General features: G+C 73.0%; 19 protein-coding genes and 1 pseudogene. 14 read left to right on the forward strand and 6 right to left on the reverse strand.

Going from position 1 to position 21,625, the window contains the following annotated elements; all coding sequences use genetic code 11:
- The 5 genes from ABZ128_RS16045 to ABZ128_RS16065 all read left to right on the forward strand — a co-directional run bounded on the left by ABZ128_RS16045 (position 1) and on the right by ABZ128_RS16065 (position 5,036).
- Positions 1-1,005, forward strand: a complete 1,005-nt coding sequence (locus ABZ128_RS16045; RefSeq protein WP_356848869.1) for an alpha/beta hydrolase — start codon at positions 1-3, stop codon at positions 1,003-1,005.
- 81 nt (positions 1,006-1,086) lie between these two features.
- Positions 1,087-2,493: a DUF6421 family protein gene (locus tag ABZ128_RS16050; RefSeq protein ID WP_356848871.1), complete on the forward strand. Its 1,407-nt coding sequence runs from the start codon at positions 1,087-1,089 to the stop codon at positions 2,491-2,493.
- 26 nt (positions 2,494-2,519) lie between these two features.
- Positions 2,520-3,290 carry an SDR family NAD(P)-dependent oxidoreductase gene (locus ABZ128_RS16055; protein ID WP_356848872.1) on the forward strand — a complete coding sequence of 257 codons (771 nt, stop codon included), beginning with the start codon at positions 2,520-2,522 and terminating at the stop codon, positions 3,288-3,290.
- Positions 3,287-4,348: a low specificity L-threonine aldolase gene (locus ABZ128_RS16060; RefSeq protein WP_356848873.1), complete on the forward strand. Its 1,062-nt coding sequence runs from the start codon at positions 3,287-3,289 to the stop codon at positions 4,346-4,348. Before ABZ128_RS16055 ends, ABZ128_RS16060 begins: the two co-directional genes overlap by 4 nt.
- A gap of 88 nt (positions 4,349-4,436) precedes the next feature.
- Positions 4,437-5,036, forward strand: a complete 600-nt coding sequence (locus ABZ128_RS16065) for a transglutaminase family protein (RefSeq protein WP_356848874.1) — start codon at positions 4,437-4,439, stop codon at positions 5,034-5,036.
- Here the strand turns inward: ABZ128_RS16065 and ABZ128_RS16070 are convergent.
- Entirely contained in the window at positions 4,972-6,213 is a 1,242-nt protein-coding gene (locus ABZ128_RS16070) for an MFS transporter (RefSeq protein ID WP_356848875.1), read from the reverse strand. The genes ABZ128_RS16065 and ABZ128_RS16070 overlap by 65 nt on opposite strands.
- 75 nt (positions 6,214-6,288) lie before the next feature.
- Between ABZ128_RS16070 and ABZ128_RS16075 the strand changes: the two genes are divergently transcribed.
- Entirely contained in the window at positions 6,289-6,849 is a 561-nt protein-coding gene (locus tag ABZ128_RS16075) for a CGNR zinc finger domain-containing protein (RefSeq protein WP_356848876.1), read from the forward strand.
- A gap of 125 nt (positions 6,850-6,974) precedes the next feature.
- Entirely contained in the window at positions 6,975-8,210 is a 1,236-nt protein-coding gene (locus ABZ128_RS16080) for an alginate lyase family protein (protein WP_356848877.1), read from the forward strand.
- A gap of 97 nt (positions 8,211-8,307) precedes the next feature.
- On the opposite strand, the gene ABZ128_RS16085 is transcribed toward ABZ128_RS16080, so the two are convergent.
- Complete coding sequence (locus ABZ128_RS16085; RefSeq protein WP_356848878.1) at positions 8,308-9,030, reverse strand: lysophospholipid acyltransferase family protein; 723 nt, start codon at positions 9,028-9,030, stop codon at positions 8,308-8,310.
- 263 nt (positions 9,031-9,293) lie between these two features.
- On the opposite strand from ABZ128_RS16085, the gene ABZ128_RS16090 reads away from it, so the two are divergent.
- The 5 genes from ABZ128_RS16090 to ABZ128_RS16110 all read left to right on the forward strand — a co-directional run bounded on the left by ABZ128_RS16090 (position 9,294) and on the right by ABZ128_RS16110 (position 13,920).
- A complete protein-coding gene (locus ABZ128_RS16090; protein WP_356848879.1) occupies positions 9,294-9,638 on the forward strand; it encodes a thioredoxin family protein in 345 nt (114 codons plus the stop codon).
- A 247-nt stretch (positions 9,639-9,885) separates the two neighbouring features.
- Entirely contained in the window at positions 9,886-10,446 is a 561-nt protein-coding gene (locus tag ABZ128_RS16095) for a flavin reductase family protein (protein WP_356848880.1), read from the forward strand.
- Positions 10,447-10,648: 202 nt separating this feature from the next.
- Positions 10,649-11,434: an electron transfer flavoprotein subunit beta/FixA family protein gene (locus ABZ128_RS16100; protein ID WP_356848881.1), complete on the forward strand. Its 786-nt coding sequence runs from the start codon at positions 10,649-10,651 to the stop codon at positions 11,432-11,434.
- Positions 11,435-11,495: 61 nt separating this feature from the next.
- Positions 11,496-12,458, forward strand: a complete 963-nt coding sequence (locus ABZ128_RS16105) for an electron transfer flavoprotein subunit alpha/FixB family protein (protein ID WP_356848882.1) — start codon at positions 11,496-11,498, stop codon at positions 12,456-12,458.
- 163 nt (positions 12,459-12,621) lie between these two features.
- A complete protein-coding gene (locus ABZ128_RS16110; protein ID WP_356848883.1) occupies positions 12,622-13,920 on the forward strand; it encodes an aldolase in 1,299 nt (432 codons plus the stop codon).
- Between the two features lie 1,369 nt (positions 13,921-15,289).
- On the opposite strand, the gene ABZ128_RS16115 is transcribed toward ABZ128_RS16110, so the two are convergent.
- A complete protein-coding gene (locus ABZ128_RS16115; RefSeq protein WP_356848890.1) occupies positions 15,290-16,279 on the reverse strand; it encodes a LacI family DNA-binding transcriptional regulator in 990 nt (329 codons plus the stop codon).
- Positions 16,280-16,462: 183 nt separating this feature from the next.
- Between ABZ128_RS16115 and ABZ128_RS16120 the strand changes: the two genes are divergently transcribed.
- A complete protein-coding gene (locus tag ABZ128_RS16120; protein WP_356848884.1) occupies positions 16,463-17,521 on the forward strand; it encodes an NUDIX domain-containing protein in 1,059 nt (352 codons plus the stop codon).
- Positions 17,522-17,636: 115 nt separating this feature from the next.
- Here the strand turns inward: ABZ128_RS16120 and ABZ128_RS16125 are convergent, their stop codons facing one another.
- Positions 17,637-18,320, reverse strand: coding sequence for an MBL fold metallo-hydrolase (locus ABZ128_RS16125; RefSeq protein WP_356848891.1), 684 nt, complete (start codon positions 18,318-18,320; stop codon positions 17,637-17,639).
- Between the two features lie 107 nt (positions 18,321-18,427).
- Complete coding sequence (locus ABZ128_RS16130) at positions 18,428-19,792, reverse strand: dipeptidase (protein ID WP_356848885.1); 1,365 nt, start codon at positions 19,790-19,792, stop codon at positions 18,428-18,430.
- 252 nt (positions 19,793-20,044) lie between these two features.
- Here ABZ128_RS16130 and ABZ128_RS16135 point away from each other — a divergent pair, with 252 nt between their 5' ends.
- On the forward strand, positions 20,045-21,313 hold the full coding sequence (locus ABZ128_RS16135; protein WP_356848892.1) for a geranylgeranyl reductase family protein: 1,269 nt from the start codon (positions 20,045-20,047) through the stop codon (positions 21,311-21,313).
- A gap of 61 nt (positions 21,314-21,374) precedes the next feature.
- Here the strand turns inward: ABZ128_RS16135 and ABZ128_RS16140 are convergent.
- Positions 21,375-21,500 (reverse strand): annotated as a pseudogene (locus ABZ128_RS16140) (IS110 family transposase); the annotation flags it as partial.
- Positions 21,501-21,625: the final 125 nt, after the last annotated feature.

A 21,625-nucleotide genomic window follows, 5' to 3' on the forward strand; every position in this document is an offset into this window, starting at 1 on the left:
GTGAGCGATCCGACCGACCGGCTCGACCCCGCCGCCCGGCCCTGGGCCGCAGCGCTGACCGCCGCCTTCCCCGACGTCGGAGGGCGCGTGACGGACGCCGCCCTGGCCCGCCGCCTCCTCGCCGCCGCCTCCGGCGCGGCCGCCGCCCTTCCGCGGCCGGCCGTCGGCGCCGTCGAGGACCTGGAGATCCCGGGGCCGGCCGGAGCGCCGCCCCTGCCGCTGCGGGTATACCGTCCCGACCCGCAGCGGTGGCCCGGCCCCCGGCCGACCGTGGTGTTCTGCCACGGCGGCGGCTGGGTCCTGTGCGACCTGGACAGCCATGACGCCACCGTGCGCGCGCTCTGTCGGGCCTCCGGGGCCGTCTTCGTGTCCGTCGGCTACCGCCGGGCTCCCGAGGACCGCTTTCCCGCCGCCGCCCTCGACGCCCACGCCGCGCTGGACTGGGCCGGCGCCCACGTCGCCGGGCTGGGCGGGGCTCCGGGCGCGCTGGTGGTCGCCGGGGACAGCGCCGGCGGCAACCTCGCGGCCGCCTCGCTGCTGCTCGCCCGGGAGCGCGGGGGACCGGCCGTCGCCCTCCAGGTGCTCGTCTATCCGGCGCTGGACGCCGCCCAGAACAGCGGCTCGTACCGGCGCAACGCCGAGGGCTGCTTCCTGACCGCCGCCCACATGCGCTGGTACTGGGAGCAGTACCTCGGACCCGGCGGCGACGGGCGCCATCCGCTGGCCTCGCCGGGGACGGCCGACCTCGCCGGGCTGCCGCCCGCCCACGTGGTCACGGCCGGGTGCGATCCGCTGTGCGACGAGGGGGCCGCGTACGTAAGGCGCCTGCGCGCCGCGGGTACGGCGGCCCGCCGGGACCACCATCCGGGCATGTTCCACGGCTTCCTCGCGCTGAACGGCGTGCTGCCCGCAGCCCGTTCCGCGCTCGGCCGGATCGCCGAAGCCGTCGCAGGGACGGTGCATGGCGGGAAGAATTACGGTAACGATGGGGGTGAGGCAGGATAATTTCCCGCTCATCCACTTGAACAGGAGAGCCTTACATGCTTACGCTGCTTTGACGTGAGGTTCTCCTGTGGAGGAAGTGACATGACGGAAACTCTTGTGCCGGGTTCTGCCGGTGCGGTGATAACCGCCGGTGCGCGGGTGGTCGACCACCCCGCGTGGCCCGAGCTCAAGGCCGCCGTGGAGGAGATCCGCCCCTGGCAGGCCAAGGACGGTTCCATCGACTTCGAGGCGGCCGGTGCCCCGGCTCCGGCGCAGGTCGAGGCCGCCGTGGAGCGCGTGATCAGCGGTGTCCAGGCGCTGTCCCCGCTGCTGCCGCACGCCGCCGAGTACCACAAGGCGCTGGTCGCGGACCTGCGCAAGTGGGTCGTGGACGGCTTCAAGGTCCCGGACTTCCTGGACTCCCTGATGGCGTTCCACCCCGCCGCCGAGCGCGCCGACGGGCTCCAGCACCTCGTCGTCTTCCCCATGTACACGCAGAACGGCAACCTCGACCGCAACTTCGAGGCCGTCGTCCTGAAGATGGTCTGGCCCGAGTGGCTCTCCGAGCTGGAGCGCACCCGGTACGACAACCCGCTCTTCCTCGGCATCACCTTCGAGGACTTCACCCCGGGCTACGACACGCACTCCGCCGTGCTCTTCCCGGAGACCATCGCCGTCCGCGAGGCCCCCGAGCGCTTCACCTGGGGCGGCATCTTCTGCGACCGCGAGGCCGCGCGCTACCGCAAGGTCACCGAGGCCGCCGTCGAGATCCTCGGCGTCGAGCTGCCCGAGGACATCGCGCGGATGGTCGAGGACCAGGAGCGCTGCGAGAAGGCCTTCGTCCTGTGGGACATGGTCCACGACCGCACCCACAGCCACGGCGACCTGCCGTTCGACCCCTTCATGATCAAGCAGCGCCAGCCGTTCTGGATGTACGGCCTGGAGGAGCTGCGCTGCGACCTCACCGCCTTCAAGGAGGCCGTGAAGCTGGAGTCCGAGGGCAACGAGCACGGCCGTGACGTGCAGTACGCCGTCCTGTTCGACCGCATGTTCCGCTTCCCGGTCTCGGGCGACCGCAACCGCAACTACGACGGCCTCGGCGGCCAGCTGCTCTTCGCGTACCTCCACAAGCACGACGTCGTGCGCTGGACGGACAACAAGCTGAAGATCGACTGGATGCGCGCCCCCCAGGTCACCAATCAGTTGTGCGCCGAGATCGAGGACCTCTACCGGGCCGGCATCGACCGCCCGAAGCTCGTCCACTGGTTCAAGGCCTACGAGCTCGTCTCCACCTACCTCGCCCCGCACCCGGGATCCAAGTGGGCCAAGGGCCCCGACGCCCTCGACCTGACGCAGCCGCCGCGCAAGCTCGTGGACGACGTGCTTCCCGACGAGTTTCCGCTGAGCATGTTCTATGAGGCGCTCGCGAAGAAGCTCAAGGGAGTGATCGCCTCCACCAAGGGCATCACTGCAGTGAACGCCGGGACGGCCGAGCGGGCCGCCGCGTGAGCGTTCGCCCACAGGAGGCTGCACAGATGAACGACTCTGGGATCGCCGGAAACGGCAACGGCGTGCTGCACGGCGCCGTGGTGGCGGTGGCCGGGGCCGGCGGGCCCGCCGGCCGCGCCACCCTGCTCCGCCTCGCCGAGGCGGGCGCCGTGGTCGTGGCGTCCGACGCCGACCCGGCGCGGCTCGCGGAGGCCGTGGACGCGGCGCGCTACGCCCACGGCGGCGCCACCGTCACCGGGGACACCGTGGACCTGCTCGACCTCGACGCCACCAAGGCGTGGGCCGAGCGGACCGAGAAGGAGTTCGGCCGCGTGGACGGCCTGGTCCACCTGGTCGGCGGCTGGCGCGGCAGCGCCTCCTTCACCGAGACCGACCTCGCGGACTGGGCCTTCCTGGAGAAGCTCCTCATCCGCACCGTCCAGCACACCTCGATGGCCTTCCACGACGGCCTGCTGCGCAGCGACCGCGGCCGCTACGTGCTGGTCAGCCAGTCCGGCGCGCACAAGCCCGTCGCCAACAACGCCGCGTACAACGCCGGCAAGGCGGCCGCCGAGGCCTGGACGCTCGCGATGGCCGACTCCTTCCGCAAGGCGGGGGGCGAGGAAGGCCCGGGCGCCGCGGCTGCCATCCTGGTGATCAAGGCACTGGTGCACGACGCGATGCGCGCCGAGCGTCCCAATGCGAAGTTCGCGGGCTTCACCGACGTCAAGGAGCTGGCCGAGGCCATCGCCGGCGTATGGGACCGGCCCGCCACCGATGTGAACGGACAGCGTCTGTGGCTCACTCCGCAACCGTGAAGACCGATGCCCGCCGGCACCACGATCCGGCGGTCCGCGGTTTCGCGAGCGACAACTACGCGGGGGTTCATCCAGAGATCCTGGAAGCCCTCGCCCTGGCCAACGGCGGCCATCAGGTCGCCTACGGCGAGGACGAGTACACCGAGAACCTGCAGAAGATCATCCGCAGCCACTTCGGCCCGTACGCCCAGGCGTACCCCGTCTTCAACGGCACCGGTGCGAACGTCACCGCCCTCCAGGCGCTGACCGACCGCTGGGGCGCGGTGATCTGCGCCGAGACGGCGCACATCAACGTCGACGAGGGCGGGGCACCCGAGCGGATGGCGGGGCTCAAGCTGCTCACCGTCCCCACCCCGGACGGCAAGCTCACCCCCGAGCTCATCGACCGGCAGGCCTGGGGCTGGGAGGACGAGCACCGGGCGATGCCGCAGGTCGTCTCGATCACCCAGAACACCGAGCTGGGCACGGTCTACACCCCGGACGAGATCAGAGCCATCTGCGAGCACGCGCACGGCAACGGCATGAAGGTCCACCTGGACGGGGCCCGAATAGCCAACGCCGCGGCCTCGCTCGACGTTCCCATGCGCACCTTCACCAATGCGGTGGGCGTGGACGTGCTGTCCTACGGCGGCACCAAGAACGGCATGATGTTCGGCGAAGCCATCGTCGTGGTCAATCCGGACGCGGTCCGGCAGATGAAGCACATCCGCAAGATGTCGATGCAGCTGGCCTCCAAGATGCGGTTCGTGTCGGTGCAGCTGGAGGCCCTGCTCGCGAAGGACCTGTGGCTGCGCAACGCGCGGCACGCCAACGCGATGGCGCAGCGGCTGGCCGCGGGTGTCCGGGAGACCGACGGGGTCGAGATCCTCTACCCGGTGCAGGCCAACGCCGTTTTCGCGAAGCTGCCGCACGACGTGTCGCGGCGGCTCCAGCAGCGGTACCGCTTCTACTTCTGGGACGAGGTCGCCGGTCACGTCCGCTGGATGTGCGGTTTCGACACCCAGGAGGAGGACGTCGACGGCTTCCTCCAGGCGCTCAAGGAAGAGCTGGCCCGCTAGCCGGTTGACCTTGGCTCCAACTGAATATTTATGCCTCCGGCTGCAAATCTATTGATTCGGGGCCGGAGGCATGCCTATGCTCGGAGGCATGCAGCTGATCCAGCAGAGCCCAGACGTCCACGACTATCTCGTGTCTGATCAGGCGATTGACCACTGGCACCCCGTGGTGCAGGAGACCGCGGACGCTCTCTGGTCCGCCACCGGAGATGCATACTCATACGCCAAAGCTGCGTTCGAGTTCGTGCGGGACACGATCCCGCACTCGGCGGACTCCGGGGATCTGCGGGTCGCCTGGCGCGCCTCCGACGTGCTGAGCACCCGTAACGGCATCTGCTACGCGAAGTCCCACGCGCTGGTGGCCCTGCTGCGGGCCCAGGGCGTCCCGGCGGGCTTCTGCTACCAGCGGCTGGCCGACGACGACGGCTGCAACCCCGTCGTCCACGGCCTGGTGGCCCTCCGGATGCCCGGCAGCAGCCGGTGGTATCGCCAGGACCCGCGCGGCAACAAGCCCGGCGTGGACGCCCAGTTCACCCTGGACCGGGAGCAGCTGGCCTTTCCCGTACGGCCGGAGCTCGGCGAGGTCGACTACCCCGAGGTGTACGCCGCCCCGCACCCGGCCACGCTCAAGGTGCTGCAGGAGGCCGCCGACCGGCCGGAGCTGTGGCGGAACCTGCCGACGGCTCTGTAGCCGGCGCCGAGGGTACGGATCCCCGCGGGTGCGCCAGCAGGGCGTGCAGCAGGGCCGCCGCCAGGAGCAGGACGGAGATCCCGGCCAGCAGGGCCTGCGGCGGTGCCCCGGCGGTGACGCCGACGAGAGCCGCGCCGAGCGAGGCGGCCGTCAGCTTGAGGCCGGCCCCGAGGGTGAACACCTGGGTCCGTACGGCGTCCGGGGCGTACTCCGACCGGATCCGCAGGGTGGCCGTCAGCAGCGGCCCGTCGCACACCCCGGCCACCGCGAACAGCGCCGCCCCGACGGTGACGGAGGGGGTGAAGGCGGCCGCGGCCAAGGCGGTCCCGGTCCCCGCCATCGCCCAGCGCGCCGCACGCCCCGGATCGGCGGCCGTGATCCGGCCCAGGGTCAGCGAGCCCGCCAGCGCCCCCAGGGCGAACGCGGTCATCAGCGCGCCCCCGCCGCCCGGGCTGCCGAGCCGGGTGGCCAGCAGGACCGCGGTGGTGGTCAGCGAGCCTATGCCGAGGAAGGCCAGGGTCGTCGCCGAGGTGATCGCCCGCAGCTCCCGGATCCGCCACAGCGCCGCCAGGCCCTCGGCCAGCCCGGCCCGCAGCGAAGCGGGCTCCCGGTCCGCGCCACCGTTCCCGTACGGCAGCGTCGCGGCCAGGGCGGCCGCGAGGGCGCCGGCCAGCGCGAGCACCGCCATGGCGGGTGCGGCGGAGCCCAGCGCCGCGACCAGGCCGACCGCCGCCGGAGCGGTGACCGCCGCGGCGTTGTAGGTGGCCGCGTCCCACGCGTAGGCCCGGTCGCGCCGGGGCCCCGCCGGGACCAGATCGGCGACCAGGCTGGACATCCCGCCCGTCACCATCGGCCCGCAGCTGCCGCCGAGGACCGCGGTGGCGAGCACCAGGGGCACGGGGGCCCGGCCGAGCAGCAGCGCGAGCGCCGCCACGGCGCACGTGAACCCGGCCAGGGCGCCCACGTGGAACAGCCTCGGGCGGCGTGACCGGGCCGCGGCGGCCCCGGCGAGCGGAGCCGCCAGCACGTGGGGGGCCAGCCATGCCGTCAGCACGAAGGCACCGTGCCCCGCGCTTCCCGTCCGCTCCAAGGCGAGCAGGACCACGGCCAGCCCCATGCCCTCGGAGGCGACCCGTGCGGCCAGTGCCGCCGCCAGGTACCGCCCGAAGCCGCCCATCCCCGACCCCCTCCCGTTGGTAACGTGTTAGCGGCACAAGACGTTACGCCATCACGTGGCAGCAGGAGGGCGCATATGAGCGGTTCCGGGCACGGGTTCTCGGCCGTGCGGCGGCTGATCGACCTCGCCGAGGCGGTCCGGGCCGACCCGGACCTCCCGCGCAGCGGGCTCATGGAGCTCCTCGCCCGGCACGGGGAGCGCCCGGCGGACCTCACGGAGGAGGAGTTCGGGGAGGCCGACGCCGCCGAACTGCGGTCCGCCGCCGCGCGGATGGCGGCGCTGCTGGCCGAGACCGACGAGGACCGCGCCGCCCACGCCCTGAACGCCCTGTTCGCGCAGTACGCCACCCGGCCCCGCCTGACCCGGCACGACGGCCACGCCTGGCACCTGCACGTGGACCGGGGCGAAGGGGCCGGGTGGGGCGCCTGGTTCCTGGCCTCGGGCGCCCTGGCCCTGTCCGGGCTGCTCACCGAGCACGGGCGGATCGCCTGGGGCACCTGCGCCGCCGAGGGGTGCGGGCGGCTCTTCCTCGCCGCCGGCCCCGGCAGTGCCCGGCGCTACTGCTCCTCGGCGTGCGCCACCCGTGCCCGGGTGGCGGCGCACCGGCGGCGCAGGCGCGAGCAGGCGGAGCGCTGACGCCCGGATGCCGGCCACGCTGTCCGATAGGAAAGTTTCCTGTCGGATAACGTTGTCAACTTGGCATGCTCATGAGTACGTTCGGCGAGGAAGTCCCGTCCCCCCACCTCCGACGGAGGCGCTTCATGCGTTACGGAGTCCCCACCGGGATCGCGGCCCTCGCCCTCGGCCTCGCCGCGGCACTCATGCCCACCCCCACCGCACAGGCCGGCCCCCCTGCCGCCGCCCCAGGCCCCTCGGCCGCCGTCACCGTCCAACGGGCCGCGGCCCCGGCCGCGTTCACCCACCCCGGGGTGCTCACCAGCCGCCCCCAGCTGGACTTCGTGCGGGCCAGGGTCCAGGCGGGGCAGCAACCGTGGAAGGGCGCGTTCGATGCCATGCTCGCCAGTCCCTACGCCTCGCTCTCGCGTACGCCCCGGCCGCGCGCCGTCGTCGAGTGCGGTTCGTACTCCCATCCGGACATCGGCTGTTCCGACGAGCGCGAGGACGCCATCGCCGCGTACACCGACGCCCTCGCCTGGTACCTCACCCGGGACACCCGGTACGCGAAGAAGTCGATCGAGCTGATGGACGCCTGGTCGGCGAAGATCAAGGACCACACCGACAGCAACGCACCCCTGCAGAGCGGCTGGGCGGGCTCCACCTGGCCGCGCGCCGCCGAGATCATCAAGCACACGTACACCGGGGGCTGGCCGAACCAGGCCCGCTTCGCCGCCATGCTGCGCGAGGTCTACCTGCCCGAAGTGATCAACGGCCGGCCGAGCAGCAACGGCAACTGGGAACTGATCATGATGGACGCCGCGGTCGGCATCGCCGTCCACCTCGACGACCGCGCCGCCTACGACAAGGCCATGGCGATCTACCTCGGCCGCGTCCCGGCGTACTTCTACCTGGCCTCGGACGGCCCGCAGCCCGCGTACCCGCCGCGCTCCGGCATCGACACACGCGGCGAGCTGATCGAGTACTGGCACGGCCAGAGCACCTTCGTGGACGGCCTGGCCCAGGAGACCTGCCGGGACTTCGGCCACACCGGCATGGGGATCGCGGCGACCATGCACGTCGCCGAGACCTCCCGGATCCAGGGCGTCGACCTGTATCCCCGCTTCAAGGACCGGTTCCGCCACGCGCTGGGCTTCCACGCGCAGTACGAACTCGGTGCGCCGGTGCCCTCCTGGCTCTGCGGTGGCAGCCTCAGCAGGGGGATCGGGCCCGCCACCGAGGTCGGCTACAACGCCCTGCACACCCGGCTGGGCGTGGGCATGGAGAACACCCGCAGGCTCACCGAGGGACGGCGCCCGGCGGGGACCGAGAACCACTTCGAGGCGTGGGAGACCCTGACCCACGCCGACAACCCGAACTGACCGGGTGGCCCTGACGGCCTGACGGCCTGACGGCGTACGGCCCCGGCACCGGGCGCGGCGGTGGGACCGTACGCTCAGCCGTCCCAGGGGTGGGAACTCAGCCCGCTTCCTTGACCTGGGCGGCCGTCGGCGCGGTCCCGCCCAGGTGGGCGGGCAGCCACCACGCGTCCTCCGCGTCCTTGGGCGTGGCCGGGTAGGCGCGCTGCGCCGCCTCCAGCAGCTCCTGGACCCGCTCGCGCAGGCGGCGCGTGATCGCCCCGGCGTACTGGTCGGTCGGCGCCTCGATGGGCTCACCGACCCGCATGGTCACCGGGATGTGGCTGCGCTTGAGGTTCTTCGGGCGGCCCTTCGTCCACAGCCGCTGGGTCCCCCACAGCGCCACGGGGATCAGCGGGACGCCGGCCTCCTGGGCCATCCGCGCCGCACCCGACTTGAAGCTCTTGAGGGTGAAGGACTGGGAGATCGTCGCCTCCGGGAACACACCGATGATCTCGCCGGAGCGCAGCGAGTCGAGGGCGTGCTGGTAGGCGGTCTCACCCTGCTTGCGGTCCACCGGGATGTGCTTCATCGCGCGCATCAGCGGTCCGGAGACCCTGTGCCGGAACACCGACTCCTTCGCCATGAAGCGCACCAGGCGCTTCTGCGGCCGGGCCGTCAGGCCGGCGAAGATGAAGTCGAGGTATCCGATGTGGTTCGACACCAGGACCGCCCCGCCCTTGCGCGGGATGTTCTCGGTGCCCTTCATGTCGATGCGGATGTCGAGCGCCCGGAAGAGGGTGTGCGCGGCGCCGATCACCGGAGGGTAGACGAGCTCAGCCATGCTGGGGGGACCCCGCTTTCTGCCTGGGGAGGTTCTCCCGGCCGGAAGTTACGGCTGCGTAGGTACGCGGCCCTTGGGGATCGTGCCCCATACGCGGCCCGGTGGCCAGTCCGGACTCTTGTGCCCGGGGAGATTCTTGTCACGCGGGGAATGCGGTGCGTGTTCCCGGCGCTCGGATCAGCGTACGAACGTAGGACCATGGTGCGGGCACCGGGGTACCGCCGAGGACTGCGGCACCGGTGAGAGCGGCGAGGGGAGCAGCGGTGCGCGAGGACGACGTGACCGGGCGGGACGCGGGCGGCGGACGGCTGGGCGCGGCCGAGCTGGGCGCGCGGCCGGGGGAGCGGGCCAGTCTGGTGCAGTTCTCCAGCGCGTTCTGCCAGCCCTGCCGCGCCACCCGGCGGATCCTCACCGAGGTGGCGGAACTGGTCGACGGGGTCGAGCACATCGAGATCGACGCCGAACGGAACCTTGAGCTGGTCCGCGCTCTCGGCATCGAGAAGACCCCCACCGTGCTCGTCCTGGACTCCGCGGGGCGGATCGTGCGGCGGGCGGCCGGGATGCCCCGCAAGGCCGACGTGATCGCCGCGCTGGGCGCCGCCGTATGACCGGAGCGCCGGTGCACGCGCCCGCACGCACCGTGACGCGCCTCGCATCTGCCCGCCGCGGCTTGACTGTGTACACGGGTGATCGCCAGGCTGGCGGCATGCGGTACGAAATCCTGCTGTACGGACGGGTCCACGTGGACCTCGTCCGCCACGCGAGCGCGCGCTGTCGGGGCCACTGAACGGACCCGACACCCGAACCGACCGCGCCCGCGTCCGCCGCCCCCGTGCGGCAGAAGGAAGCCTCCCCATGACGGCCTCGACGGCCCACGCCACCTCGTCCGCACTCGCCTCCCCGCTCCCGGCCCCGTCCCTGCGCTCCGGCTCCGGGCTGCCGGGCTCGCCCGACCTGCTGCGCTCCGTCTTCCGACGGCACGCTGCGGGCGTCGCCGTGATCACCGCCGAGGACGGCGGCCGGCCGGTCGGCTTCACCGCGACCTCGCTCAACTCGGTCTCGGCCGATCCGCCGCTGCTGTCCTTCACCATCGGCACCGGGGCCTCCACCTGGCCCGCGATACGCGACTCCGAGCACCTGGGCGTCCACATACTCGGCGAGCACCAGCAGGACGTGGCCGGTCTGTTCGCCCGCAGCGGAGCCGACCGCTTCGGGCCTGCCACCGGCTGGGCTCCGGGCCCGCACGGGGTCCCGCTGCTGGACGGCGTACTGGCGTGGCTGGTGTGCCGGGTCGTGGCGAGGGTGCCGGCCGGCGAGCACCGGGTGATCATCGCGGAGGCGGTTGCCGGGGACCCCGCCGGGGAAGGTCGTCCCCTGCTGTACCACCAAGGTCGCTTCAACGCGTTGCGTGACTGAATCGTCCCTGCTGGGGCGGGTTGGGGCGGCGTTGGACAGATCACAGTTCACCGGCCTTGCCTCCTGGGGGCACCCAGGGTGTACTGACGAGTAACATTCCCTTCGGAGCGCGGGCCGCCCCGACCGGGATCCGCCCGACAAGGCGCCTATGCTGCCTGCACAAGGCGGTATCAGAAAAAGACGATGCGGTAGGAGAGCCGGCGTGAGCCTGAGGATCGTTGTCTGTGTGAAGTACGTGCCCGACGCCACCGGCGACCGGCACTTCGCCGATGACCTGACCGTCGACCGCGACGACGTGGACGGTCTGCTGTCGGAGCTCGACGAGTACGCCGTCGAGCAGGCGCTGCAGATCGCCGACGAGGCCGACGACGCCGAGATCACCGTCCTGACGGTGGGCCCCGAGGACGCCAAGGACGCGCTGCGCAAGGCGCTGTCCATGGGTGCCGACAAGGCCATCCACGTCGAGGACGACGACCTGCACGGCACCGACGTCATGGGCACCTCGCTCGTGCTCGCCAAGGCGATCGAGAAGGCCGGCTACGACCTGGTCATCACCGGCATGGCCTCGACCGACGGCACCATGGGCGTCCTCCCGGCGATCCTGGCCGAGCGTCTGGGCGTCCCGCAGGTCACCCTGCTCTCCGAGGTCAAGGTCGAGGACGGCACCGTGACCGGCCGCCGCGACGGCGACACCGCGAGCGAGCAGCTGGAGGCCTCCCTCCCGGCGCTCGTCTCGGTGACGGACCAGTCGGGCGAGGCCCGCTACCCCTCCTTCAAGGGCATCATGGCCGCCAAGAAGAAGCCGGTGGAGTCCTGGGACCTGGAGGAGCTGGAGATCGAGGCCGACGAGGTCGGTCTGGAGGGCGCCTGGACCAAGGTGGACTCCGCCGCGCAGCGTCCGGCCCGCACCGCCGGCACGATCGTCAAGGACGAGGGCGAGGGCGGCAAGCAGCTGGCCGAGTTCCTGGCCGGCCAGAAGTTCATCTAAGAGCTTCAGCCGAAACCTCTCGATCGCCCCCTGACTACTTCGCATTCGCAGGAGCATTCCCATGGCTGAAGTCCTCGTCTACGTCGACCACGTGGACGGCGCCGTCCGCAAGCCCACCCTTGAGCTGCTGACCCTCGCCCGCCGCATCGGCGAGCCCGTCGCCGTCGCCCTCGGCGCCGGCGCCGAGAACACCGCCGCCGCGCTCGCCGAGCACGGCGCGGTCAAGGTCCTCACCGCCGACGCCCCCGAGTTCGCCGAGTACCTCGTCGTTCCGAAGGTGGACGCGCTGCAGGCCGCGTACGAGGCCGTCTCCCCGGCCGCCGTGCTCGTCCCGTCCTCCGCCGAGGGCAAGGAGATCGCCGCGCGTCTGGCGGTCCGCATCGGCTCCGGCATCATCACCGACGCCGTCGACCTGGAGGCGGGTGACGAGGGTCCGGTCGCGACGCAGTCCGCGTTCGCCGCGTCCTTCACCACCAAGTCCCGCGTCTCCAAGGGCACCCCGGTCATCACCGTCAAGCCGAACTCGGCTCCGGTCGAGGCCGCCCCGGCCGCCGGCACCGTCGAGGCGCTCGCCGTCACCTTCGGCGCCCTGGCCACCGGCACCAAGGTCGTCTCCCGCACCCCGCGCGAGTCGACCGGCCGCCCCGAGCTGACCGAGGCCGCGATCGTGGTCTCCGGCGGCCGCGGCGTCAACGGCGCCGAGAACTTCCACATCATCGAGGAGCTCGCGGACTCCCTCGGTGCCGCCGTCGGCGCCTCGCGCGCCGCCGTCGACGCCGGCTGGTACCCGCACACCAACCAGGTCGGCCAGACCGGCAAGTCGGTCTCCCCGCAGCTGTACATCGCCTCCGGCATCTCGGGCGCGATCCAGCACCGGGCCGGCATGCAGACCTCGAAGACCATCGTGGCCATCAACAAGGACGCCGAGGCCCCGATCTTCGACCTGGTCGACTACGGCGTGGTCGGCGACCTCTTCACCGTCGTCCCGCAGCTGACCGAGGAGATCAAGGCGCGCAAGGGCTGACCTGCGCTTCTCTGAGCCCCGGGGCCGTGTGGTGATTCTCACCGCACGGCCCCGAGTCGTTTGCCCGACCGGGCAGAGGGACCATTGACTGAGCGGAATCACGTGACTAAATTCTGCTATGCGGATCTAAGCTTCCGTGAAGCGGAAAAGAGGAGAGTGCACGATGGGTCAGCAGGAGAAGGTGGCAACGAGCCTCGCAGGCGCGGTCAGCGAGGGCATCAGCGCCTCCCTCGCCCCGGTGGACGCGGAGCTCGCGCGCCACTACCCGGGCGACCCCGGCACCCGGCAGCCCATCCACACCGTCTACGTCCCCGGCGACGTCTTCGCCGCCGACACCATCCGCTCCTGGGGCGACCAGGCCCTCGCGGCCCTCGACGAGCACGCCCCGGACGCCGCCACCTTCGCCAAGGTCCTCGGGATCTCCGACGAGCTGGCCGTCCCCGTCTACGACCGCGTGCGCGCCAAGCTCGCCTCCGAGCCGATCGAGGACCTCCGCGTCGACTTCGAGGACGGCTTCGGCGTCCGCTCCGACGAGGAGGAGGACCAGGCCGCCGCCCGCGCCGCCCGCCTCGTCTCCGAGGCCTTCGCCAACGGCACGAACGCCCCGTACATGGGCATCCGCATGAAGTGCATGGAGTCCAACGTCCGCGACCGCGGCATCCGCACCACCGACATCTTCCTGACCGGCCTGCTGGAGCACGGCGGCCTCCCCGACGGCCTCGTCCTGACCCTGCCCAAGGTCACGTACGCCGAGCAGGTCACCGCCTTCGTCAAGCTGCTGGAGGCCTTCGAGACCGCCCGCGGCCTGCGCCCGGGCCGGATCGGCTTCGAGATCCAGATCGAGACCAGCCAGTCGATCGTCGCCTCCGACGGCACCGCCACGGTGGCCCGCATGATCGAGGCCGCCCGCGGCCGCGCCACCGGCCTGCACTACGGCACCTTCGACTACAGCGCCTGCGTCGGGGTCTCCGCCGCGTACCAGTCGAGCGACCACCCCGCCGCCGACCATGCCAAGGCGATCATGCAGGTCGCCGCCGCCGGCACCGGCGTACGCGTCTCCGACGGCTCGACGAACGTCCTGCCGATCGGCACCACCGAGCACGTCCACGAGGCCTGGAAGCTGCACTACGGGCTCACCCGCCGCGCCCTGGCCCGCGCCTACTACCAGGGCTGGGACATGCACCCGGGTCACCTCCCCACCCGCTATGCGGCGGTCTTCACCTTCTACCGCGAGGGCCTCGAAGCCGCGGCCGCCCGCCTGAAGGCGTACGTCGCCAAGATCGAGGGCGACGTGATGGACGAGCCCGCCACGGCCAAGGCCCTGGCCGGCTACCTGGTCCGCGGCCTCGACTGCGGCGCCGTGGGCACCGACGAGGTCACCGCCCTGACCGGCCTGACCCGCGCCGAACTCGACGCCTTCGCCATCCCGCGCCGCTCGGCGACGCTGACGGCGACCGCCTGATCCACCACCCCGACCCCACGCTGCCCGGCCACGACCCCGTGCGCCGGGCAGCGGCGTACCCGGAACGCGCGGCCGCACCAGGGCCTGCCCGGACCGGACAGCGGAGCAGTCACCGAGGCCGGTAAGTCGACCGCACCAGGGCCTGCCCGGACCGGCCCCGTAGGCGGGGGGCACGTCGGGCGGGGGTGGGGACCTGCGGAGGGGAGGGGTCCCCGGCGTGGTCGGTGGCGCGTTTGGCGCGGGTGGGCGTGGGTGCGTCATGGGCTGCCCGGACCGGCCCCGTGAGCGGGGGCACGTTGGGCGGCGGTGGGGACCTGCGGAGGGGAGGGGTCCCCGGCGTGGTCGGTGGCGCGTTTGGCGCGGGTGGGCGTGGGCGCGTCATGGGCTGCCTGGACCGGCCCCGTGGGCGGGGAGCCCGTTGAGCGGCGGTGGGGACCTGCGGAGAGGAGGGGGCCCCGCCGTGCTCGGTGGCCGGTGGTGCGTGGCGTGGGTGGGGGTGGGTGCGTCATGCTCTGCCCGGACCGGCCCCGTGAGCGGGGTGCACGTTGGGCGGGGGTGGGGACCTGCGGAGAGGAGGGGTCCCCGCCGTGGTCGGCGGTACGTATGGCCAGCGAGGGCGTTGGCGCGTCATGGTCGCGCGGACCGCCGCCGGCCCGCGAGCCCCCCTCTTCTCGCAGGTCCCGACCTCCGGCCGGGTGCACCCCCGCCTCCGGGGCCGGTCCGGGCCGCCTGGGGCCCCGTCCCGGGCACCTCGGGCGCGCCGACCGGTCGTGGGCTCGTGGAGCACCGGCCAGCAGTTCGCCCTAGGGTGACGGGCCGGTCAGGACGGACCGCCACCGGCCCGCGAGCCCCCTCTTCTCGCAGGCCCCGACCCCCGGCCCGCTGCACCCCCGGCCTCCGGGGCCGGTCCGGGCCGCCGGGCCACCGTCCCGGACACCTCGGACGCGCCGACCAGCCGTGGGCTCGTGGAACACCGACCGGCAGTTCGCCCCAGCGGGACGGCCGGTCGGGACGGACTGCCGCCGGCCCGCGAGCCCCCCTCTTCTCGCAGGTCCCGACCTCCGGCCGGGTGCACCCCCGGCCTCCGGGGCCGGTCCGGGCCGCCTGGGGCCCCGTCCCGGACACCTCGGACGCGCCGACCAGCCGCGGGCTCGTAAAACACCGCCCAGCAGTTCGCCCCAGCGGGACGGCCGGTCGGGACGGACCGCCACCGGCCCGCGAGCCCCCTCTTCTCGCAGGTCCCGACCCCCGGCCCGCCGCACCCCCGGCCTCCGGGGCCGGTCCGGCCCGCCCAGGCCACCGTCCCAAGACACCCCCGGCGCATACGCAGCCACCGACCTTTCAAAGGCCACTCTGATGCGACGGGCGGTCAGGAGGGTGACGGAGGCAGCTCGCCCGAGCCGCGGGGGACCAGGGTGGTGGGGAGTTCGAGGCGGGTCGCGGGGAGTTCGGCTCCCGACAGGCGCTGGAAGAGGCGGTCCGTGGCCACCCGGCCCAGGGCCGCCGCGTCCTGGGCCACCACCGTCACGCCCGGGCGCAGCAGATCGGCCAGTTCGAAGTCGTCGAAGCCCACCAGGGCCACCGGCTGCGGGTGGTGCGCGAGGACCCGTACCACCGTCACCGTGACCCGGTTGTTCCCCGCGAAGACGGCCGTGACCGGGTCCCGGCCCGTGAGCATCCCCCGGGCCGCCGCCGTGACGTGCTCCGGGGCCGTCGGCCCCAGGGACACCCAGGCGCCGTCCACCGCCAGTCCCGCCTCCGCCATGGCCGCGCGGTACCCCCGCAGGCGCTCCGTGGCCGTGTGGATGCGCGGGTGGTCGCCGATGAAACCGATCCGCCGGTGACCGCCCGCGATCAGGTGCGCGACCCCGTCCCGGGCGCCGCCGAAGTTGTCCGACAGGACCACGTCCGCCTCGATCCGGCCGGCCGGGCGGTCCACGAACACCGTGGCCACCCCCGCCCGGATCTCCGGCTCCAGATAGCGGTGGTCGTCCCCGGCCGGGATCACGATCAGCCCGTCCACCCGGCGCGCGCACAGCGCCAGCGCCAACTCCCGCTCGCGCTCAGGGTCCTCGGCACTGGAACCGTTGATGAGCAGCGCGCCGTGCGCCCGGGCCACCTCCTCCACCGCCCGGTTCAGCGGCCCGTAGAAGGGGTCCGCGAGATCCTCCAGGACCAGGCCCACGGTGGCGGTACGCCCCTTGCGGAGCACCCGCGCGCTGTCGTTGCGGCGGAAGCCGAGCGCCTCGATGGCCTCCTCGACCCGTCTGACGGTGTCCGGGGTGACCCCCGGCTCGCCGTTCACCACCCGCGACACGGTCTTCAGGCCGACGCCCGCACGGGCCGCCACGTCCTTCATGGTCGGCCGGCTGCCGTAGCGGGGATCGGACGGACGACGGGTGTGCGGCACGGTACGCAAACCTCCCAGGGCAACGGGCACGACGACGGGCACGGCTGTGACCTTGAGGATAAGCACTGGCCCGGGGAGCGGGTTTCCGTGGCAGGGTGATGCGGGCAAGCCACTGGGGGCTCCGGACGAGCCATGGGGAGAGGGGTAGACGTGATTGTCTGGATCAACGGCACATTCGGCGCCGGGAAGACCAGCACGGCCCGCGAACTGACCGGAATCCTGCCGGACAGCACCCTGTACGACCCGGAGCTCATCGGTGACACGCTGCGCCGGCTCCTGCCGCACAAACGCCTCGCGGAGGTCTCCGACTACCAGGACCTGCCCAGTTGGCGGCGCCTGGTGGTGGACACGGCCGCCGCGATGCTCGCCGAGGTGGGAGGCGTGCTCGTGGTGCCGATGACGCTGCTGCGCCAGGAGTACCGCGATGAGATCTTCGGCGGGCTCGCGGCGCGGCGGATACCGGTGCGGCACGTGCTGCTCGCCCCCGCGGAAACGATCCTGCGGGAGCGGATCGCCACCCGTGAGGAGCCGGGGGCCCCGGAGCTGGTGGACGTACGGGTGCGGCAGTGGGCGTACGACCACATCCCGGTCTACCAGCAGGCGCTGGGCGGCTGGCTGACGGCCGACGCGCACGTCGTGGACAACGGCCGCCTGACCGTGCGGGAGACGGCCGAGCGGATCGCCGAGGCCGTGCGCACGGATACGGCCGGCGTGTGCGACATCGTGCAGACGCCGGAGCCGACGCGGGAGACGGTGGCGGCCGGCGTGCTGCTGTTCGACGAAGAGGACCGGGTGCTGCTGGTCGATCCGACGTACAAGCCGGGCTGGGAGTTCCCGGGCGGGATCGTCGAGCCGGGAGAGGCACCGGCCCGTGCGGGCGTGCGGGAGGTCGCGGAGGAACTCGGCGTCGCGCTGGAGCGGCCGCCGCGGCTGCTGGTGGTCGACTGGGAGCCCCCAGCTCCCCCGGCGTACGGCGGGCTGCGGATGCTGTTCGACGGCGGGAGGCTCTCCCAGCGGGCGGCGGCCGGGCTGCGGCTGCCGGGGCCGGAGTTGCGGGCGTGGCGGTTCGTGACGGAGGAGGAGGCGGGCGCGCTGCTGCCGCCGCAGCGGTACGAGCGCCTGCGCGGGGCGCTGCGAGCCCGCGAGGCGGGCCGCCCGGCCTACCTGGAGGCGGGCCGTCCCACGCCGTAGCCCCCGGGGCCCGGGCCGGACCGGATCTGCCCGGCCGGTCTCCCGACCGGACCGGCCTTGCGCCGCCCGCCGCCGGTGGCTTCCGGCGGCGGGCGGCGGGCGGCGGACGGCCGGGTCAGGCGGCGGCCGCGGCGAGGGCTCCGGCGGCGTCCGCCGTGAGCGGAGCACCGTGACCGAAGCACGCGACGGCCGGGGACAGTGCCGCGAGGCGCCGGAAGGAGTTCTGCGCCTCCGCCCGGTCCACGTTGAAGACGCCCAGCATCACCTGCCCCACTCCCGCGATGCAGTCACCGGCGAAGAGCACGCCGTGGCGCGGCAGATGGATGCCGATGCTGCCCGGGGTGTGGCCGGGGGCGTGGACCACCACCGCCCCGTCGCCGAAGGGGAGCACCTCGCCGTCCTCCAGCTCCCGGTCGACGCGGGTCGGCGGTGCCTCGGGAACCGTCAGGCCGTGCTCGTACAGCGGGACTTCCCAGTCGAGGAGCACCGGCTCGGGGACCGGGAGCTCCCCGCGGATCACCGGGGCGTCCAGGCGGTGGGCGAGGACCTCCGCGCCCCAGCGTGCCGCGAGCTCCTCCGCCGAGCCGACGTGGTCGCGGTGGCAGTGGGTCAGCACGATCCGCTCCAGCCGCTCCGGGTCGAGCCCCAGGGACCGGATGGCCGTCTCGATCGCGGGCGCCGCACCGGCGTGCCCCGCGTCGATCAGGGTGAGGGCCCCGCCGTCACGCCACAGGTACGCCTGCCCGATCGGGAAGCCGAGCAGGTGCAGCCGGCCGGGGATCACCTCGACGGTCTCTATTGTTTCGACAAGATCCATGCCGTGACCGTACGCCCCGGGACTCCGCTCCCGGGGCGTCGTTCACCGGGAGCGGAGTTCGCCCTGGGCGCAGCTCCGTCGGCGTCGGCTCAGACGGCCTTGGACGCCGCGTAGTTGACCAGGAACAGGGCCTCCGCGACCGAGAGGCGCTCCAGTTCCTGCGGCGAGACGCTCTCGTTCACCGCGTGGATCTGCGCCTCCGGCTCGCTCAGCCCGATGAGCAGCATCTCCGCCTGCGGGTACAGCGACGTCAGCGTGTTGCACAGGGGGATGGACCCGCCCATGCCGCTGATCTGCATCTCCTGGCCCGGGTACGCCGCCTGCAGGGCCGCCGCCATCGACGCGTACGCCGGGCTGTTCGTGTCGGCCTGGAACGGCTGGCCCTGGCCCACGACCTCCAGCTCCAGGCGCGCCTTCCACGGCGTGTGCGCCACCAGGTGCGCCTCCAGGAGCTTGATCGCCTCCGTCGTGTCCACGCCCGGCGGCACGCGCAGGCTGATCAGCGCGCCCGCGCTCGCGTGCACGGAAGGGGTCGCACCGACCACCGGCGGGCAGTCGATGCCCAGCACGGTCACCGCCGGGCGGGCCCACAGCCGGTCCGCGACCGTGCCCTCGCCGATCAGCTCGACGCCGTCCAGGACGCGCGCGTCGGCGCGGAAGTCGGCCTCCGGGTACTGCAGACCCTCCCACACCGCGTCCGAGGCCAGCCCGTCGACCGTCGTCGAACCGTCCGCAGCCCGCAGCGAGTCCAGAACGCGGATCAGCGCGGCCAGCGCGTCGGGGGCGGCACCGCCGAACATGCCGGAGTGCAGGTTGCCCGCCAGGGTGTCGATCTTCACCTTGATCAAGGTCATCCCGCGCAGCGTGGCCGTCACCGTCGGCAGGCCCAGCCGGAAGTTGCCCGCGTCGCCGATGACGATCGTGTCGGCGGCCAGCAGCTCCGGGTGCGCCTCGGCGTACTGCTGGAGTCCGCCGGTGCCCTGCTCCTCCGAGCCCTCGACGATCACCTTGACGCTCACCGGCACCCCGCCGTTCGCCTTCAGGGCGCGCAGCGCGAGCAGGTGCATGATGAACCCGCCCTTGCAGTCCGCCGCACCGCGCCCGTACCAGCGGCCGTCGCGTTCGGTCAGCTCGAAGGCCGGGGAGGTCCAGGCGGCGTCGTCCAGCGGCGGCTGTACGTCGTAGTGGGCGTAGAGCAGGACGGTCGGAGCGCCCTCGGGGCCGGGCAGGAACCCGTACACCGACTGGGTCCCGTCCGGGGTGTCGAGCAGCGCCACGTCCTGGAAGCCCTCGGTGCGCAGGGCGTCCGCCACCCAGTTCGCGGCGGCCTCGCTCTCGCTGCGGGGGAACTGCGCGAAGTCCGCCACCGATTGGAAGGCCACCAGCTCGGCCAGCTCCTGCTGGGCGCGGGGCATCAGCGAGGCGATGGTCTCGGCGACCGGATTCGGCGACATGGGCACGCTCCTCATGGGTGCGACGTTGTTCTACGTGTACGCCGCCCGATCCGCGTGGTGCGCGTATACCGGGTACGGCGGGAGACGGTCCCGATCCTCGCACAGCAGGACGAGCGGAACGCGCGCCGTAGGATTTCCCCGGCATCGGAGCAACCGCATGATCAGGAGCAGCAACACATCGTGAGCAGCGACGAAAGCACCGTCGGCGGGTCCGGCGCAGCAGGGCAGGCCGCTCAGGGGGCGGGCGAGGGCATGGCCGGGGGGACCGGCGAGGTGTGGGACGTGGTCGTGGTCGGGGCCGGGCCGGCCGGCGCCTCGGCCGCGCACGCGGCGGCGACGGCCGGGCGGCGCGTCCTGCTGCTGGAGAAGGCCGAGCTGCCCCGGTACAAGACCTGCGGCGGCGGCATCATCGGCCCCTCGCGCGACGCCCTGCCGCCGGGCTTCGTGCTGCCGCTCCAGGACCGCATCCATGCCGTCACCTTCTCGCTGAACGGGAAGCTGACCCGGACCCGCCGTGCGAAGCACATGCTGTTCGGGCTCATCAACCGGCCCGAGTTCGATGCCGGTCTCGTCGCGGAGGCCGAGAAGGCCGGTGCGACGGTGCGTACGGGTACCGCCGTCGCGCGCGTCGAACAGCACGGGGCGGCAGTGCCCGACCGGCGCACCGTGGCCGTGGTGCTGGCGAGCGGGGAGACCGTGCTGGCCCGGGCCGTCGTCGGGGCGGACGGCAGCGCGAGCCGGATCGGCGCCCACGTCGGGGTGGAGATGGAGCAGGTGGACCTCGGCCTGGAGGCGGAGATCCCCGTTCCGGAGACGGTCGCCGAGGACTGGAAGGGACGCGTGCTCATCGACTGGGGCCCGCTGCCCGGCAGCTACGGCTGGGTCTTCCCCAAGGGGGACACCCTCACCGTGGGCGTCATTTCGGCCAAGGGAGAGGGCGCGGCCACCAAGCGGTACCTGGAGGACTTCATCGCCCGGCTCGGCCTGGCCGGTTTCGAGCCGTCCATCTCCTCCGGCCACCTGACGCGCTGCCGCACGCCCGAATCGCCGCTCTCGCGCGGCCGGGTGCTGGTGGCGGGCGACGCGGCCGGACTGCTGGAGCCGTGGACCCGGGAGGGCATCTCGTTCGCCCTGCGCTCCGGCCGGCTGGCGGGGGAGTGGGCCGTCAAGATCTCCGAGGCCCAGGACGCGGTGGACGCGCGGCGCCAGGCCCTGAACTACGCCTTCGCCGTCAAGGCCGGTCTGGGCGTGGAGATGGGGATCGGGCGGCGGATGCTCACCCTCTTCGAGGCGAAGCCGGGGCTCCTGCACGCGGCGATCACGGGCTTCCGCCCTGCCTGGCGGGCGTTCGCCCGGATCACCCGGGGTTCGACGACGCTGGCCGAACTGGTGCGGACGTATCCGCTGGCCCGCAAGGCGCTTCAGGTGCTCGACGGCCGCCAGGCGCGCAGCCGCGCAGAGGCGGCGGACCGCGGTGCGGGTGCGGGCGCCGTCCCGGGTGAGGGTGAGGGCAAGGGCTAGGTCCCGGCTCAGGAGGAGGGGGGGTGCCCCTCTGGGCTTCGTCAACTCGTGGGGGCGGGTGGGGTTCGTAGAAGGTGCCATCGCGGAGCATCGCGAACAACACGTCGGCTCGGCGTCTGGCGAGGCAGAAGAGGGCTTGGGTGTGGTGCTTGCCCTGGGCAATCTTCTTGTCGTAACAGGCTGCCGACGCCACCGCCGCGCTGGGCGCCCGGCTCGCCTGCGCCTGCCCGCAGGCTGACCCGCCCGGCCACCCGGCGCCGCCCGCACCCGACGGGAACGCCCACGGCCCTGGCATGCACCACGTGGTGCATG

Origin of the sequence: Streptomyces sp. NPDC006326, assembly GCF_040612915.1 — a bacterium.
In the GTDB taxonomy this organism is placed as follows: Bacteria; Actinomycetota; Actinomycetes; order Streptomycetales; family Streptomycetaceae; genus Streptomyces.

Coding starts and splice junctions, on each gene's coding strand:
- ABZ128_RS16115 (WP_356848890.1), bottom strand. CDS start 16,279: ATGAAGGACGTGGCGGCCCGTGCGGGCGTCGGCCTGAAGACCGTGTCG.
- ABZ128_RS16055 (WP_356848872.1), top strand. CDS start 2,520: ATGAACGACTCTGGGATCGCCGGAAACGGCAACGGCGTGCTGCACGGC.
- ABZ128_RS16050 (WP_356848871.1), top strand. CDS start 1,087: ATGACGGAAACTCTTGTGCCGGGTTCTGCCGGTGCGGTGATAACCGCC.
- ABZ128_RS16105 (WP_356848882.1), top strand. CDS start 11,496: ATGGCTGAAGTCCTCGTCTACGTCGACCACGTGGACGGCGCCGTCCGC.
- ABZ128_RS16110 (WP_356848883.1), top strand. CDS start 12,622: ATGGGTCAGCAGGAGAAGGTGGCAACGAGCCTCGCAGGCGCGGTCAGC.
- ABZ128_RS16080 (WP_356848877.1), top strand. CDS start 6,975: ATGCGTTACGGAGTCCCCACCGGGATCGCGGCCCTCGCCCTCGGCCTC.
- ABZ128_RS16065 (WP_356848874.1), top strand. CDS start 4,437: ATGCAGCTGATCCAGCAGAGCCCAGACGTCCACGACTATCTCGTGTCT.
- ABZ128_RS16085 (WP_356848878.1), bottom strand. CDS start 9,030: ATGGCTGAGCTCGTCTACCCTCCGGTGATCGGCGCCGCGCACACCCTC.
- ABZ128_RS16095 (WP_356848880.1), top strand. CDS start 9,886: ATGACGGCCTCGACGGCCCACGCCACCTCGTCCGCACTCGCCTCCCCG.
- ABZ128_RS16075 (WP_356848876.1), top strand. CDS start 6,289: ATGAGCGGTTCCGGGCACGGGTTCTCGGCCGTGCGGCGGCTGATCGAC.
- ABZ128_RS16120 (WP_356848884.1), top strand. CDS start 16,463: ATGGGGAGAGGGGTAGACGTGATTGTCTGGATCAACGGCACATTCGGC.
- ABZ128_RS16130 (WP_356848885.1), bottom strand. CDS start 19,792: ATGTCGCCGAATCCGGTCGCCGAGACCATCGCCTCGCTGATGCCCCGC.
- ABZ128_RS16135 (WP_356848892.1), top strand. CDS start 20,045: ATGGCCGGGGGGACCGGCGAGGTGTGGGACGTGGTCGTGGTCGGGGCC.
- ABZ128_RS16070 (WP_356848875.1), bottom strand. CDS start 6,213: ATGGGCGGCTTCGGGCGGTACCTGGCGGCGGCACTGGCCGCACGGGTC.